Below are 15,699 nucleotides of genomic sequence, written 5' to 3'. Positions count from 1 at the left end.
TCGCACGGCCACCGCATCCAGACCCGATTTCGGCTGTGCGCCCACCGTCAGGGCAGGACCCGCCTGTGGTGTGCGATGCCGAGGATGCGCTCGGCGGCCGCGCAGTACCCGGCGAGGAACGCGCTCGCCACGAGCCCGACCGCATCCTCCGTCGGAAGGAAGCGCGGGTGGTGGAGCGTCGGGGCGTAGGCGCCTCCGGGCCCAGGCAGACCTGCCGTCTCGACGCCGGCGAAGCACATGATCGAGGGAACCTCGTCGCAGTAGTACGAGAAGTCGTCGCCGCCGAGCGAGCGCATGGGCTCCGCCCCGTCGACGCCGAGGCGCGCGAGCCAGTCGTCGGCATCGGACGCGAGGTGGGTGTCGTTGATGAGGACGGGCATGTTCTGGTGCATGTGCACGATCGCCTCCGTGCCGTACGCCTCAGCAGTGCGCACCGCGAGGTGCTGCACGGCCGCGAACAGGAGCTCGCGGTCTTTCGGCGCCGTCGTGCGCATCGACGCGAGCAGCCGGGCGCTCGAGGGCAGCACGTTCGCAGCACCCTCGCCTGCGGTGAGCGTCCCGACGCTGATCACGGCGGGATTCATGGGCGAGATCGTGCGACGGACGACCTCGGGGAGTCCGAGCGCGATCTGGGCGACGGCCGCGACAGGGTCGGCCGCCTGGTGCGGGTACGCGCCGTGGCCGCCTCGTCCCTGCAGCGAGATCTCGATCTCGTCGGCAGCCGCGTTAATGTAGCCACCGCCGATCGCGATCGCCCCTCGAGGGACGCCCGGGTGGACGTGCGCGCCGATGACGTGCTCGACCTGGAAGCGCTCGAGGCCGCCCTCCTGCACGATCTGATGCGCGCCCGAAGGGTAGGTCTCCTCCCGTGGCTGCAGGATCGGCACGAGTCCGACGGGGAGGTCGAGGTGGTCCGCGGCCCGGATGAAGGCGACGAGCGCCGCTTGGTGGACGTCGTGCCCGCAGGCGTGCATCGCGCCGTTCGACGAGGCGAACGGCACCCCGGTGAGCTCGGTCAGCGGCAGCGCATCTAGCTCGGCGCGCACCCCGACGGCACCCCCGGTCGCGGGGCCGAGGCGCCCGATGCGTCCGGAGTCGGCGATGCGGTGCATCGTGACCCGGTCGCCGAGCTCGGCCTCGAGGCGGGCAGCGGTGTCGTTCTCCTCACCGGAGAGCCGGGGGTCGGCGTGGAGCTCCTGACGCAACCGGACGGCCGCCGGCAGCTCCTCGCGCAGCGCAGCCCGCCACGCCGAGGCCAGCTCGTCGAGCCGCTCACTGTGCTCCGTCGACGACGATCTCCCAGCCTTCATCTCGCAACTCGCCCCCGAATCAATGTTCTCGCACCTGACGGCCCGCCTACCGCGAAGCCTACGACTCGGCCGAAGCCCGACCGAGTCGTCCACCTCTCGAGTCGGTCAGGCCGCGAACCAGATGCCGAGCTCGCGCTCGGCGGACTCGACGGAGTCGGAGCCGTGCACGATGTTGAGGAGCACGCCGGCATCCCAGTCACGACCGAGGTCGCCTCGGATCGTGCCGGGCGCGGCAGTCGTGGGGTCGGTCGTGCCGGCGAGCGATCGGAAGCCCTCGATGACGCGGTGGCCCGCGACGCGGATCGCGACGGTCGGCCCCGACTGCATGAACTCGAGGAGGCCCTCGTAGAACGGCTTGCCCTCGTGCTCCGCGTAGTGCTCCGAGAGGAGCGCACGGTCTGCGTGGACGAGGCGGAGGTCGACGAGCGAGTAGCCCTTCGTCTCGATGCGGCGAAGCACTTCGCCCGTGAGGCCGCGCTGAACACCGTCCGGCTTGACGAGGACGAGCGTCTCTTCGATGGTTGCCATGGTTCCTCCATTGGTCGTGGTGGTCGGCCCTGCGAGGGGCCAGGTCGTTCGGTGAATGCGTGCAGGGCAGCTGGTCAGCTGCTCGGTGGGTCGTTCTGCTCCGTGATGGGCATCCCATCGACGCCGATCTCACCCGCCGCGAGGCGACGGTTGTACTCGGCGATGATCGGAGCGCGCTGCCGGTCGATCTGGCCGCCCTTCCACATGAAGTACGTCCAGGATGCGAGGAACAGCGCCCCGACCACGAACATACCGGGGTGGAGGAAACCGGCGGCGACGAGCAGGATCTGCACGGCCCACCCGAGCCAGATCCCCCACTCGTACCTGAGCAGCCCGATCGTCACGACGATGAGGACGGCGAAGGTGAGGCCGAGCGCAAACGCCGGAACGGGCTCGAGCACGCGCATCCCGAACACGAGCAGCGTGCCGAGGAAGACGACGAAGAGCTCGAAGCCCAGGAAGATGGAGCCGATGACCTCGCGGATGCTGCGCTGACGGGGCAGCCGGCCGCTGTTGCGCCGACTCACGACTCCTGCGCCCAGCCTTCGTCGCGCGAGAGGGTGAGCGCGGTGCCGATGAGCGTGACGGAGCCCGTGATGAGCACGGCGGCGTTCCTGCCATCATCTGCGCCCTCGGCGAGGAGATCGAGGGCGATCTCGCGGGCGCGCTCGATGGCATCCTCCGCTCGCTCGAGCACCTCGGGCTCGCCGCCGGTGACCTCGCGCACGATGTCGCCGAGCTCCTCGGCGTCGATGGCGCGCACCGAGTCGGACTGGGTGACGACGAAGCGCTCCGCGATGGGCTGCAGGGCGCGGACGATGCCGGCCGCGTCCTTGTCCGCCAGGACTCCGAGCACCACGACGACGCGCGAGAAGTCGAACGACTCGGTCACGGCCCTCGCGAGCGCCTCGGCGCCGTGCGGGTTGTGGGCGGCGTCGATGAGCATGGGCGGGGTGACGCCGATGCGCTCGAGGCGACCCGGCGACTTCACCTCGCCGAACGCCGCCTCGACGAGCTCATCGCGCAGGCTCCGGTTCGCGCCGAAGAACGCCTCGACGGCAGCGAGCGCGACGGCGGCGTTGTGCGCCTGGTACTCGCCGTCCAGCGGCAGGAGGAGGTCCTCGTACGTGCCAGCGACGCCGCGAACCGTCACGAGGCGTCCGCCGACGGCCAGCTGGTTGCTGACGACGGAGAAGTCCTTCGGCTCGGCGTACATGTGCGCCTCGGACATCTCTGCGGCACGCGTGATCTCCGCGAGGACCTCGGGCTGCTGCTCTGCGGTGACGACGCGCGCGGCGGGCTTGATGATGCCGGCCTTGGTGCGCGCGATCTCCGAGAGCGTCCTGCCGAGTCGCTGCGTGTGGTCGAGCGCGATGGGCGTGAAGACGGCGACCTCGCCATCGGCGACGTTCGTGGAGTCCCACTCGCCTCCCATGCCCACCTCGACCACAGCGACATCCACGGGAGCGTCGGCGAAGCAGGCGTAGGCGAGCACCGTGAGGGCCTCGAAGAACGTGAGGCGCGGCTCTCCCGCCGCCTCGAGCTCCGCATCGACGATCGAGAGGAAGGGCGTGATGTCCTCCCAGTTCGCGACGAGTCTCTCGTCGCTGATGGGACTTCCGTCGACGGCGATGCGCTCGTTGATGCGCTCGAGGTGCGGACTCGTGAGGAGGCCCGTGCGCAGGCCGTGGGCGCGCAGCACGGTCTCGATGATGCGCGCGGTCGAGCTCTTGCCGTTGGTGCCCGTGATGTGGATGACCGGGTACGCCGTGTGCACGTCTCCGAGGAGCTCGACGGCGCGCCGCGTCGCGTGGAGTCGCGGCTCGGGGGCCGCCTCCCCCACGCGCTCCATGAGCTCGTCGAAGACACGCTCGCCTTCGCTGACCCAGTCGGTGCCCTCGAGGAGCGTTCGCTCGTCTTCCTCGCGCTCCGTCAGGACCTCGTCCTCATCGTCGGAGAGCGCCGGCGTGAACGTCTCGGCGATGTCCCTCGGCTCGAGCTCGAAGTCGCCGGATGCGTCCGAGGCCTCCGATTCGGAGGACTGGTCTTCCCAGTCGCCGGAATCCTGCTGGTCGCGTTCGCTCACGCCACTACCTCCACGTCGATCTCAAGGGCACCATACGTGTCCGCGCTCACCTCGTCGTCAGCCGGCGACGCGAGTCCGCCGGTGACCTGGAACTCGACCGCGAGGGTCTCCCCCGAGATGAGCTCCCGATGCGCCTCGATGGCGGCGACCGACGCGTCGTCGGCGCGCAGGGCGAGGCGGATGCGGTCGGAGACCTCGAGTCCTGCCTCCTTGCGCGCGTCCTGGACCGCACGCACGACATCGCGAGCGAGGCCCTCCGCGGCGAGCTCCGGACTCACGTTCGTGTCGAGCACGAGGATGCCGCCGCTCGGCAGCAGGGTGATGGCTCGGTCGTCGCTCTCGCCTGCGGTGACGAGCTTGACCTCGTACTCACCCGCCTCGAGCTGCAGTCCGCCAGCCGTGACGACGCCGTCGACCTCGCTCCAGTCTCCGGACTTCGAGGCCTTGATCGCCAGCTGCACCTGCTTGCCGAGGCGCGGACCAGCCGCGCGCGCGTTGACCTGCAGGACGCGGTCGATGCCGTACTTGGCCTCGGACTCGGCGACGAAGCGCTCGAACTCCACGGACTTCACGTTGAGCTCGTCACGCAGGATGCTCGCGAAGGGCTCGAGCGCGTCCGTGTTCGGCGCGACGACGGTGAGGCTCGCGAGCGGGAGGCGCACGCGGCGCCCGGCCTGCTTGCGCAGGGACAGCGCCGAGCTCGTGACGCGGCGGACCGCATCCATCGAGTCGACGAGCGCCTGATCGCTGGGGAACGCCGACGCGTCCGGCCAGTCGGTGAGGTGCACGCTGCGGCCGCCCGTGAGCCCGCGCCACACCGTCTCGGAGATGAGCGGCGTGAGTGGCGCGGCGACGCGCGTGAGCGTCTCGAGCACGGTGTAGAGCGTGTCGAACGCCTCGGTGCTCGTGGCGTCGTCGGTCACTCCTCGCCAGAAGCGGTCGCGCGAGCGACGCACGTACCAGTTGGTGAGCACGTCCCCGAAGTCGCGGAGGCGCGATGCGGCGGTCGTCGAGTCGAGTGCCTCGAGGTCTGCCTGCACCTCGGAGACGAGCACGCCCAGCTTGGCGAGGATGTACTGATCGAGCACGTCGCTCGAGTCGGTGCGGAACGTCGCCTCGTACGCCTGGGTCGAGCCGACCGCGGTGTTCGCGTAGGTCGTGAAGAAGTAATACGTCGACCACAGCGGCAGGAGGAACTGGCGGACGCCCTCGCGGATCGTCTCCTCGGTCACGATGAGGTTCCCGCCGCGCAGCACGGGGCTCGCCATGAGGAACCAGCGCATGGCATCCGACCCGTCTCGGTCGAACACCTCCTGCACGTCCGGGTAGTTGCGGAGGCTCTTCGACATCTTGCGACCGTCGTTGCCGAGCACGATGCCGTGGCTCACGACCCGCTTGAACGCGGGGCGGTGGAAGAGCGCCGTCGAGAGCACGTGCATGACGTAGAACCAGCCGCGCGTCTGCCCGATGTACTCGACGATGAAGTCCGCGGGCGAGTGCGAGTCGAACCACTCGCGGTTCTCGAACGGGTAGTGCACCTGCGCGTACGGCATGGAGCCGGAGTCGAACCACACGTCGAGGACATCGGGGATGCGCCGCATCGTGGATGCACCGCTCGGGTCGTCCGGGTTCGGGCGCGTGAGCTCGTCGATGAACGGGCGGTGGAGGTCGGTCGGGCGCACCCCGAAGTCGCGCTTGATGTCGTCGAGCGAGCCGTAGACGTCGATGCGCGGGTAGTCGGGGTTGTCGCTCTTCCACACGGGGATGGGGCTGCCCCAGTACCGGTTGCGGCTGATCGACCAGTCGCGGGCCCCTTCGAGCCACTTGCCGAACTGGCCGTCCTTGACGTTGTCCGGCACCCAGTCGATCTGCTGGTTGAGTTCGACGAGCTCGTCGCGGAACTGCGTGACGCGCACGAACCAGCTCGAGACGGCCTTGTAGATGAGGGGCTTGCGGCAGCGCCAGCAGTGCGGGTAGGAGTGCTCGTAGCTGGCCTGCTTGAACAGCCGGCCGTCGGCCCGCAGGAGCTGCGTGAGCGGCTTGTTGGCGTCGAAGACCTGCAGGCCGGCGACGGGCTCGACGGCGGAGAGGAACTTGCCGCCCTCGTCGACGGAGAGGATCGTTGGGATGCCGGCGGCGTCGCTGAGCACCTTGTCGTCCTCACCGTAGGCGGGCGCCTGGTGCACGATGCCGGTGCCGTCGCTCGTGGTGACGTAGTCGCCGAGCAGGAACTGCCACGCGTTCTGCGTGCCGTAGGTCTCGGTGTCGGCGTAGAAGTCCCACAGGCGCTGGTAGCGGACGCCGGCCAGCTCGGCGCCCGTGAGGCTGCGGCTGGTCGCGTCGACCGCGTCCTCCGCGCTCTCGTAGCCGAGCTCCTTGGCATGGGCCGCGACGCGTGCACTGGCGAGCAGGAAGGAGCCAGCGCCCGTCGCCGTGCCGTCTGCCGCGCCGAGCGGGCCAGCTGGCACGACGGCGTAGTCGATGTCCGGGCCGACCGCGAGGGCCAGGTTGGTCGGGAGCGTCCACGGGGTCGTCGTCCAGGCGAGCGCCTTCACGCCGGCGAGGCCGAGCGCATCCGCTCGCTCCCCCTCGAGCGGGAAGGTGACGGTGACGGTCTGGTCCTGACGCATCTGGTAGACGTCGTCGTCCATGCGCAGTTCGTGGTTGGAGAGGGGCGTCTCGTCGTTCCAGCAGTACGGGAGCACGCGGAAGCCCTCGTAGGCGAGCCCGTCGTCGTAGAGCTTCTTGAAGGCCCAGAGCACCGACTCCATGTACGAGATGTCGAGCGTCTTGTAGTCGTTCTCGAAGTCGACCCAGCGGGCCTGGCGGGTGACGTACTCCTGCCACTCCCGCGTGTACTTGAGCACCGACTCGCGGGCGGCGTCGTTGAACGTGTCGATGCCCATGGCCTCGATCTCGGCCTTCGACTGGATGCCGAGCTGGCGCATGGCCTCGAGCTCGGCGGGCAGGCCGTGCGTGTCCCAGCCGAAGCGGCGGTGCACCTGGCGGCCGCGCATCGTGAAGTAGCGGGGGAAGACGTCCTTCGCGTACCCGGTGAGGAGGTGCCCGTAGTGCGGGAGCCCGTTCGCGAAGGGAGGGCCGTCGTAGAAGACCCACTCCTCGGCGCCCTCGCGCTGGTCGATGGAAGCCTGGAAGGTGCCGTCTTCGCGCCAGAAGTCGAGCACGCGCTCTTCGAGGCGCGGGAACGACGGCGAGGCGGCGACGCTGTCTCTTGTCGAGCTGGCGGGATCGGCGGCTGGTCCGAACGAGGCCTTCGGGTAGCTCATGCGGTGGAACTCCTGGCAGTAAGTGGATGTGCTTGGTCTGCTTCAGGGACGCCTTCCGGCGCGGTACCACCCCGATTGCGCGCTCCCCCGGATCTGCCTTCCGTTGAAGGAAGGACGTCCGGCGGCGCTCGCCACTCGTTCCGGGCTGTGACGGGCCCTCCCGACCGGTTCTACTTGGCCTGCGTTCCTCGAGAGGCTCGCTCACCGTTCTTCCGGGGACTCCCCGCTGATGGGCGGATCACAGTCATGCTGCCAACATCGTACGCGCCCGGGCAAGCTGCGCGAAACGGACAGGCCAGGCTCAGGGGAAGGCTGTGTACGCTCGCTTCTTCTGGATTCATCGACGGACGGCACTCAGCGCATGCTCACCTCTCACCTCTCGAAGCTCGCAGCGACCGGCATCTTCGCGACCATCGCGCTCACCGGATGCTCAGCGCTCGGCGGAGGGGAGACTGCGGCTCCGTCTCCCTCGGCTGCGACGACGACCGAGGCCACGACGGCCGAGGGCGGCGGAACCTGCGCGGATGTCCAGGCCGAGATCGATTCGATCAACACGAGCGTCCAGGGCATCCCCGACCAGGTGCCCGGTGACATCCCCGGAGCTGTCGCGACGCTCGAGACCGTAGGCGCCAGCCTCACGACGCTGCAGCAGAGCGTCACGGACCCCGACCTCAAGACGCACGTCGACACGCTCGTCACCGAGGTGACGGAGCTGCAGACCACAGCTGGGGAGCTCACGAACGGCGAGGGTGGCTTCGCGGCCGCCGCGAGCATCCTGACGCAGCTCGGCGAGGTCGAGTCGGCCCTCTCGTCGCTGACGGCTTACTGCGAGCTGCAGACGAGCTAGAGGAACCGGAAGGCCCTCGAGCAGCGCTGTCCGGAACCTTGCGAGAACTGCGGTCCCGCGCGACGGTCTCACCTGCAGTCAGCTTCCGTGAAGCGGCTCCTGCAGTGCTGAGCCGCGCAGAGTTCTGCGCCGGAAGAGTCGATACTCCCAGCCCGGTCGGAGGGCTCGCCACCTGCCCGTCCGGTCGCGCACGATTTCGAGCTGGTTCTTGTGGGCCAGGTGATGATGGAAGCTGCAGAGGAGCACTCCCTCGTCGACGTTCGTGACGCCGCCTTCAACCCACGGCGTGGTGTGGTGCGCTTCGCACATGCCAGGCGGCTTCCAGCAGCCCGGCGTGATGCAGCCCCCGTCGCGGGAGGCGAGCGCTCTGCGTTGCGCGCGACTGTACAACCGCTGACGGCGGCCGAGTCTCAACGGTTCTCCGTTGGAACCCAGGAGCGCCACCTGCACGAACCCGTCGCAGAGGGTCTTCGCGACCAGGCTCGGCGGCACTGGCGTTCCGGTGCGCTCGAGGTGCGGCACGTCGAGCGGGCGCTTGGCCTCTCCCTTCAGGCCAGCGTCCGTCGTGGTGATGACCACGGTGGGCGCCTCTCCGCCCGCGCGGGGAGCGTCCGGGGCTTCCGCGAATCGCGCGAAGACCGACTCCACGGCGTCCATGCGCTGCTGGGCTGGCGTGCGTCGGTCGAGGATTTGCTCATCCGGATGCGAGACGTCCACGTCCGCCGCGTCGATTCCCTCGGCACCGCGTCCGTCAGCGCCAGCGCTCCCGATGGGCGGGGCATCTTCGAAGGCAACCTTGCGGCGGGGCGAGGTGACCGTCTCGCACACCTTCCGGAGCAGCTCCCCCTGCTCCGGAGTCGCAACGAATCGCCCCGTGACCGTGCCATCCGAACGCTCCCGCATCCAGAATCCCCGCTTGCGCGCAACGCGCTCCGCGAGCGGTTCCGTGCCGTCGGGGTCGAGGAACGCCACCCACTGCGCGGCCTGGACCCGAAGCAGTTCCGGAGTTGCCGGGGCAAGATCTTCTGGGTTCACGCCCCGCGCCGAGTCGACAAGCTCTGCCTCAGCCGCGTCGAGATGCGCTCGCTCGGCACGGCCGTTCACGGGCTTCAATCCCTGCACGATCGCGGACGCCTGCGCGATCGAGATCTGCGCGGCTGCAAGCGCCGTCGCAACGGCCGGATGTGCCGGCCCGAGATCCTCGCCCGTCAGACTCATCGGGGCACGGGTGGTCTCCGCAACGCGAACCAGCGACCCGGCCTCGGCGCAGGGGACCCCCAGAAGCTGCTGGAGCATCTCCGCGAGGTTGGCGAAGCCCATGCTCCGGACGAGCTCGTCGCGCGCCGAGCCCTCCTCGTCACGTCGAAGCACCTCCCCCGCAACCTCGACCAACGCCGCGTCCAGCGCGCGCCGCCGGCTCGCGAGCTCCGCGATCACCACGGGAATCTCCATCGCCAGCAAAACCAGGGCGTTGCCGGGGGCCGCGATGAGCGCGTCGACCGTCGCGGTCTCGGGCGAGGACCGCCTGGAGGCCACCTCGTTGCGCCCCGTGCCAGCCTGCCCAAGAACCATGATGACCTCCCCCCGGGATCACCTCGAGCCTAGCACTCAGAGCGTCACTTGGGGCCTGTTGACCAGGAATTTATCGATGGTCTTCGAAGACAGAATCGAACCACCAAGCTCCAGATCAGAGGACACCAGGCTGCAGCGGGCGTCTCGAGGCCGAACGCCTTCAGCACCGCAGGCCTACGCGGCCGAGTACGCCAGGAAGATCGGGGCGCTCGCCTCGTCCACGACGCTCGAGAAGCTGCCTCGGGTCGGCCCCTCCTCGATCCAGAACACGGTCGCGGCGATGGTCGCCGAGATGATCGAGCCTGCGCAGACGGTTCGCTGCAACCGGCCCAGCCCAGGCTCTGCTCGGGCGAGGAAGTCCGTGAGCGCCGACTGCTGGGCGAGCGCGCGCTTCGTGCCCGTCGCGGCGAGGTCTGCACTCGTGCCTGCCACACTGCGCAGCGAGCCCGCCCAGCGGACGGTCTCGGGCTGCACCGTGTCGGCGATCTCGAGGAGCACCTTCCGGAGCGTCTCGAGACCGTCTCCCCTCTTCGGAACGCCGCGCGCGACGAGCTCGGTCGCCGCGGCCTCGAGCCGGAGAGGAACCTCGGCGAGGAGCGGGTCGAGACCGACCCACAGCACGTCGGCTTTGGCAGCGAAGTAGTTGAAGAACGAGCTTCTCGCGACGCCGGCACGGCGGGCGATGTCGCTCGCGCTCGTCTGCTCGTAGCCCTGCTCGAGGAACAGCTCGAGGGCGGCCTCTTCGAGCGTCTCGCGACTCGACGCGGAGGGTCGGCCTCGACGCGCGACCCGTTCCTCGTGCTCCGTCATCATCTTCTCATTTCTGCATGGTGTTCAAATAAGCAGTTACACTCTCCGAGTGCCAGCATCAGCCACCCGCCGCGCGGCGAAGCCCATCGCGCTCCTCGCCCTCGTTGCAGCCCTCATCGTGCCACTTGCCGCATGCTCCAGCGAGGCGACCTCGTCGGACCAGCCGCAAACCCTCAGGTACGCCTCAGGAGACGCTGAGCCCACGTGCCTCGACCCGCACGTCGGCGGCAACTGGCCCCAGGCGATCCTCGCGAACCAGTTCCTGGAGTCGCTCTTCTCGAAGAACGACGCAGGGGAGATCATCCCATGGCTGGCAACGGGAGCCGAAGCGTCTGACGACCAGCTGAGCTGGACGATCACCCTCAAGGAGGGCGTGAGCTTCACCGACGGCACCCCGTTCGACGCGGACGCCGTCGTGGCGAACGTCGAGCACATCAAGAACCCCGAGACCGCCTCCTCGACGGCCATCCTCGCCCTCGGGAAGGTCTCCGAAGCGGTCGCAGTCGACGCGCGCACCGTGCGCTTCGACCTCAGCGAGCCGGACAGCGCGCTCCTGGAGTCGCTCGCACAGACCTGGCTGGCCATCGAGTCACCAGCCGGGCTCGAGCGCGGGACCGAGGAGAACTGCCTCGCCCCGATCGGCACCGGCGCCTTCCAGGTCGCGTCGTGGGAAAAGCAGTCCCAGGTCGTGCTGACGCGCAACGAGAACCACACGACAGCGCCGGAGGACGGCGTGACGAGCGAAGGCCAGCCCGGAGCGACGGTCGGCACCATCGAGTGGAAGTTCATCCCGGACGCCGCCACCCGCCTCGCCGCACTCCAGTCCGACCAGGTCGACATCATCGACTCCGTGCAGCCGGATGCGCTCTCGCAGTTCCAGGCGAACGGCACGGAGGAGACGCTCATCGGCGCCCGCCCCGGTGTGACGGCCCGCATCGAGCTCAACACCACGCGTGCACCCTTCGACGACCCCAAGGTGCGCGAGGCGTTCGCCGCCTCCGCCGACATCGACGCTGCGGTCGAGTCGCTCTACTTCGGAACCCTCGACCGGTCGACCTCCGTGCTCTCGAGCGCAACACCCTTCGCGACCTCGCACCCCGACTCCTTCGGGTTCGACGCGGCACGCGCATCCACGCTGCTCGACGAGGCCGGCTGGACCGAGCGCGACGCCGACGGCGTCCGCACGAAGAACGGCGAGCGCCTCGAGGTCGCATTCCCGGTCTCCACGAACCAGTCGATCCCGGCCGAGATCTCCATACTCGAGCAGATCGGAGCGACGAGCTCCGAGGTGGGCTTCGATGTGCAGCTCGAGCTGCTCGACCTCTCGACCTGGTACGAGCGCAGCGGCACGTGGGAGTTCGATGCCATCGTCGCGCCGTACTCGAAGAACTCCGCCGACGTGCTCCGCATCGTCTACTCGACCGACAGCATCACCCCCGCCCCGAGCGGCTACCACGCCAACAACACCGGCCTCTCGCTGCCCGCTCTCGACGAGGCGCTCGACGCGGCCGTGAAGACCAGTGACGACGCCGAGCGCGAGCGGCTCTACGGCGAGGCCCAGCAGCTCATCATCGACAGCGGCACCGTCATCCCGCTCTACGACCAGACGGTGCAGTTCGCCTACGGAGCCAACGTGCACGGCTTCCGCCTCCAGCCGAACGTCAACGTGCCCTCGCTCGTGAACGTCACCATCGAGTAGCTGGGCCACGACTGAGCACGGCACACGAGACAATCGAGCGATGACGAAGGATGCGCGACCACGCGCGGCACGCCTGCTGCCGCTGATTCCGCGCATCCTCCTGCGTCTCGGCGGCGCGCTGTTCGTGCTGTGGGCCGTCGTGACCGTCACCTTCTTCGCGGTGCGCGCCGTGCCTGGCGACCCCGTGCTCGCGATCCTCGGCGGGCCGGGCTCCAACGCGAGCGCCGAGGCCGTCGCGCAGGCCCGCGCCGAGAACGGGCTCGACCAGCCGCTCTTCCTCCAGTACCTCGCGCAGCTGTGGCGCACGGCGACCGGAGACCTCGGCTTCAGCTACGCCCAGCGCGAGAGCGTCGCGTCGCTCATCGGCGAGCAGCTGCCCGGCACGCTCGCCCTCGCGGGCCTCTCCCTCCTCCTCGCCTGGGCGATCGCGCTCACCGTGGCCTGGTGGTCGACCGGGAGGAGCCGAATCGCGTGGGGCATCGCATCGACGCTCGAGGTCGTCGCGGCGGCGGTGCCGCACTTCTGGCTGGCCTCCGTGCTCGTGCTGATCTTCGCCGGAATGCTCGGGCTCCCCGTCGCCGTCTCGGGTCCGGGGCTCTCCGGGCTCATCCTGCCGAGCGTCACCCTCGCGCTCCCCCTCGCCGGGTACCTGGGGCAGGTCATGCGCGAGCAGATGCTCGACGCCCTCGAGTCGCCGTTCGTGCTGGCCGCGCGAGCGCGCGGCGAAGGGCCGAGCGGCATCTTCTGGCGGCACGTGCTGCGCCACGCGGCGATCCCCGCAGTCGGCCTCAGCGGCTGGGCTCTCGGCTCCCTCGTCTCCGGCGCAGTGGTCGTCGAGACGATCTTCGCGAGGCCAGGACTCGGCCGCTCTCTGCTCGCCGCGGTCGGTGCGAGGGACGTGCCCTACGTGATCGGCGTCCTCGTCGTCGTCGCGGCCGCCTACATGCTCGTGACCGTCCTCACCGACCTGATCGAGCCGGTCATCGATCCGCGCTCCCGCGACCGAGCGGGCGTGACCGCATGAGTCTCGACGCGGCCGCGGTTCGGGATGCTCGTGCGGGCACGACGGGACAGCGCGACGGCCGCACCCGCACCCGCTCCCGCTCCCGCTCGCGGCGCGGGCTCTGGCTCGGCGCCTGGCTCGCCGTGGCAACGATCTACCTGCTCGCCGCGGTCTTCCCGCAGCTCCTCGCCCCCGGCGACCCGCTCGCCGTGAACCCCGCCGATGCGTTCTCGCCTCCCGTCTCCGCGCATCCGCTCGGCACGGACGAGTCCGGCAGGGGTGTCTACACCCGCATCGTGCACGGCGCCTCGTCGTCGCTCACGATCGGCGCCCTCGCAACCGTGATCGGCCTCCTCCTCGGGGCCGTGCTCGGCCTCGCCGCGGGCCTCGGACCCCGATGGCTCGACTTCGGCACGACGAGGATCGTCGAGGTCTTCTTCGCCTTCCCCGGCATCCTCCTCGCGCTCCTGCTCATCACGCTCGCGGGCCCTGGCGTCGTCACGACGACCATCGCGGTCGGCCTCTCCACTGCCCCTGGCTACGCGCGCCTCATCCGCTCTCAGGTGCTGCGCGTGCGGGCGAGCGCCTACATGGAGGCGGACCTCGTGCTCGGCAGGTCGCGCTGGCACAGCTTCACGAGGACGCTGCTGCCGAACGTCGCCTGGCCCCTCTTCTCGCTCGCCACGCTCGGCCTCGGCCAGGCCATCGTGTGGGCGGCTGCGCTCAGCTACCTGGGCCTCGGCGAACCGCCACCCAGCCCGGAATGGGGATCGATGCTCTCCGCAGGCCGCCTCTACCTGCCGACCGGCAGCTGGTGGCTCACCATCTTCCCTGGCACCGCGATCGTGGGCGCGGCCGTCACGGCGACGATGCTCGGTCGCATCATGCAGCAGCGCACGAGGCAGGCAGGATGAGCGACGCGTCGCGCCCGGTACCCCAGCGGGAAGCGCTGACCGTGCGGGCAGAAGAGCTGCGTATCTCCTTCGGCGACTTCGAGGCGGTGCACGGAGTCTCCTTCGACGTTCGACGCGGCGAGTGCCTCGCGCTCGTCGGCGAGTCGGGCTCCGGCAAGTCGGTGACCGCCAGGGCGCTGCTCGGGCTGAGCGGCGACGGCGCCCGAGTGGAGGCCAGCACGCTCAGCCTCGGCGGCGTCGACCTGCCACTGGCGAGCGGCGACGGCGACTGGAGGTCGATCCGCGGCGGTCGCGTCGGGCTCGTGCACCAGGATGCGCTGGTCGCGCTCGACCCGCTCCGCCCCGTCTGGCGCGAGGTCGACGACGCGCTGCGGCTGCACACCGATCTCGGGCGCGAGGCTCGCCGCAGCCGCGTCCTCGAACTGCTCGGGCGGGCCGGACTCGAGGATCCCGAGTCGATCGCACGCCGCCGCAGCGGTCAGCTCTCCGGCGGCCAGCGACAGCGTGTGCTCATCGCCGCCGCCCTGGCGGGGGAACCCGAGCTGCTCATCGCCGACGAGCCGACGAGCTCCGTCGACCAGGCCGTGCAGGCGCAGCTGATCGAGCTGTTCGACGCGCTCAAGGCCGACGGTATGACGATGCTCTTCATCACCCACGACCTGGGCGTCGTCCAGCGCCTCGCCGACCGGGTCGCCGTCATGAGCGAAGGACTCATCGTCGAGACGGCGCCGACGGCGCGGCTCTTCACCGCTCCCGAGCACATGGTCACTCGCCAGTTGCTCGCCGCGCAGCCGAAGGCGGCTCTCGACTCGCTCAGGGCCACGCCCGAAGTGGATGCGCCTGGGCCGCTCCTGGAGGTGCGCGGCGTCTCGAAGACCTTCCGGGGAGCGGGGAGCGCGCCCATCCAGGCCGTGCGGGAGGCGTCCTTCACCCTCTCGAGCGGCGAGACGCTCGGGATCGTCGGCAGCTCGGGCTCGGGCAAGTCGACGCTGGCCCGCATCGCACTCGGTCTGGAGCGGCCGGACGCGGGCACCGTGTCGTTCCTCGGCGATGCCTGGAGCCCCGCCCCCGAGCGCCTGCGCCGCTCCCGCCGAGCCAAGCTCGGCTCCGTACCCCAGGATGCGCTCTCGAGCTTCGACCCCAGGCGCACGGTCGGCGAGATCCTCGCCGACGCGCTCACCGCTGGGCGCTCGACGTCCGTCCGGACGCGGCGAGCCGCCATCGACGCGGCGCTCGAGCGAGTCGGGCTCGACGGCTCGATCGCCGGTCTCCGCCCGCTCCACCTGAGCGGTGGCCAGCGCCAGCGCCTCGCCATCGCCCGCGCACTCGCCCCCGAACCCGAGGTGCTGCTGTGCGACGAGCCCGTCTCATCCCTCGACGTGACCGTGCAGGCGCAGGTGCTCGCGCTCCTCGAACGACTCGTCGACGAGCTGGGCCTGGCCTGCGTGTTCATCTCGCACGACCTCGCCGTCGTCGCGCAGCTCGCCGACCGGGTCGCTGTCATGAGCGACGGCGAGATCGTCGAGACGGCATCCGTGTCCGAGCTGTTCTCCACACCGAAGCACCCGGCCAGCCGCGCGCTCCTCGACGCCCACAAGAGCCTCGAGGTGCGCTGAGTCGACCGGGCGCATCGCCGCCGGTAC

12 protein-coding genes are annotated in these 15,699 nt (G+C 69.9%); 5 read left to right on the top strand and 7 right to left on the bottom strand.

Features of this window, described 5'->3' with window-relative positions; translation table 11 throughout:
- Nucleotides 1-47: 47 nt before the first annotated feature.
- The 5 genes from C5B99_RS05690 to ileS form a co-directional block, all read right to left on the bottom strand.
- On the bottom strand, nt 48-1,310 hold the full coding sequence (locus C5B99_RS05690) for a M20 family metallopeptidase (RefSeq protein ID WP_104240827.1): 1,263 nt from the start codon (nt 1,308-1,310) through the stop codon (nt 48-50).
- Between the two features lie 105 nt (nt 1,311-1,415).
- A complete protein-coding gene (gene ndk / locus C5B99_RS05685; RefSeq protein WP_104240826.1) occupies nt 1,416-1,838 on the bottom strand; it encodes a nucleoside-diphosphate kinase in 423 nt (140 codons plus the stop codon).
- Between the two features lie 74 nt (nt 1,839-1,912).
- Nucleotides 1,913-2,365 (bottom strand): DUF4233 domain-containing protein, encoded by a 453-nt coding sequence (locus tag C5B99_RS05680; RefSeq protein ID WP_258063084.1) that lies wholly within the window; start codon nt 2,363-2,365, stop codon nt 1,913-1,915.
- Nucleotides 2,362-3,924: a folylpolyglutamate synthase/dihydrofolate synthase family protein gene (locus C5B99_RS05675; RefSeq protein WP_308471577.1), complete on the bottom strand. Its 1,563-nt coding sequence runs from the start codon at nt 3,922-3,924 to the stop codon at nt 2,362-2,364. Before C5B99_RS05675 ends, C5B99_RS05680 begins: the two co-directional genes overlap by 4 nt.
- Entirely contained in the window at nt 3,921-7,211 is a 3,291-nt protein-coding gene (gene ileS / locus C5B99_RS05670) for an isoleucine--tRNA ligase (RefSeq protein ID WP_104240824.1), read from the bottom strand. The genes C5B99_RS05675 and ileS overlap by 4 nt, the downstream gene beginning before the upstream one ends.
- 361 nt (nt 7,212-7,572) lie before the next feature.
- Here ileS and C5B99_RS05665 point away from each other — a divergent pair, with 361 nt between their 5' ends.
- On the top strand, nt 7,573-8,058 hold the full coding sequence (locus C5B99_RS05665) for a hypothetical protein (protein WP_104240823.1): 486 nt from the start codon (nt 7,573-7,575) through the stop codon (nt 8,056-8,058).
- A gap of 78 nt (nt 8,059-8,136) precedes the next feature.
- On the opposite strand, the gene C5B99_RS05660 is transcribed toward C5B99_RS05665, so the two are convergent.
- Complete coding sequence (locus C5B99_RS05660) at nt 8,137-9,630, bottom strand: HNH endonuclease signature motif containing protein (RefSeq protein WP_104240822.1); 1,494 nt, start codon at nt 9,628-9,630, stop codon at nt 8,137-8,139.
- 174 nt (nt 9,631-9,804) lie between these two features.
- Complete coding sequence (locus C5B99_RS05655; RefSeq protein ID WP_104240821.1) at nt 9,805-10,440, bottom strand: TetR/AcrR family transcriptional regulator; 636 nt, start codon at nt 10,438-10,440, stop codon at nt 9,805-9,807.
- A 49-nt stretch (nt 10,441-10,489) separates the two neighbouring features.
- Between C5B99_RS05655 and C5B99_RS05650 the strand changes: the two genes are divergently transcribed.
- Genes C5B99_RS05650 through nikE form a run of 4 tightly spaced genes read left to right on the top strand, consistent with a single transcriptional unit; the run spans nt 10,490 to nt 15,672 of the window.
- The gene (locus tag C5B99_RS05650) at nt 10,490-12,139 is read left to right on the top strand and encodes an ABC transporter substrate-binding protein (RefSeq protein ID WP_104240820.1); all 1,650 of its coding nucleotides are present in this window, start codon (nt 10,490-10,492) and stop codon (nt 12,137-12,139) included.
- A 40-nt stretch (nt 12,140-12,179) separates the two neighbouring features.
- On the top strand, nt 12,180-13,163 hold the full coding sequence (locus C5B99_RS05645) for an ABC transporter permease (RefSeq protein ID WP_104240819.1): 984 nt from the start codon (nt 12,180-12,182) through the stop codon (nt 13,161-13,163).
- Nucleotides 13,160-14,056: an ABC transporter permease gene (locus tag C5B99_RS05640; protein ID WP_104240818.1), complete on the top strand. Its 897-nt coding sequence runs from the start codon at nt 13,160-13,162 to the stop codon at nt 14,054-14,056. The genes C5B99_RS05645 and C5B99_RS05640 overlap by 4 nt, the downstream gene beginning before the upstream one ends.
- Nucleotides 14,053-15,672, top strand: a complete 1,620-nt coding sequence (gene nikE / locus C5B99_RS05635) for an ABC transporter ATP-binding protein (protein WP_104240817.1) — start codon at nt 14,053-14,055, stop codon at nt 15,670-15,672. The genes C5B99_RS05640 and nikE overlap by 4 nt, the downstream gene beginning before the upstream one ends.
- Nucleotides 15,673-15,699: the final 27 nt, after the last annotated feature.

This window comes from Pseudoclavibacter sp. Z016, assembly GCF_002931215.1.
Lineage (GTDB): Bacteria > Actinomycetota > Actinomycetes > Actinomycetales > Microbacteriaceae > Pseudoclavibacter.
The sequence above is the reverse complement of the archived record's forward strand: the minus strand, read 5'-3'. Positions and strand labels throughout refer to the sequence as shown.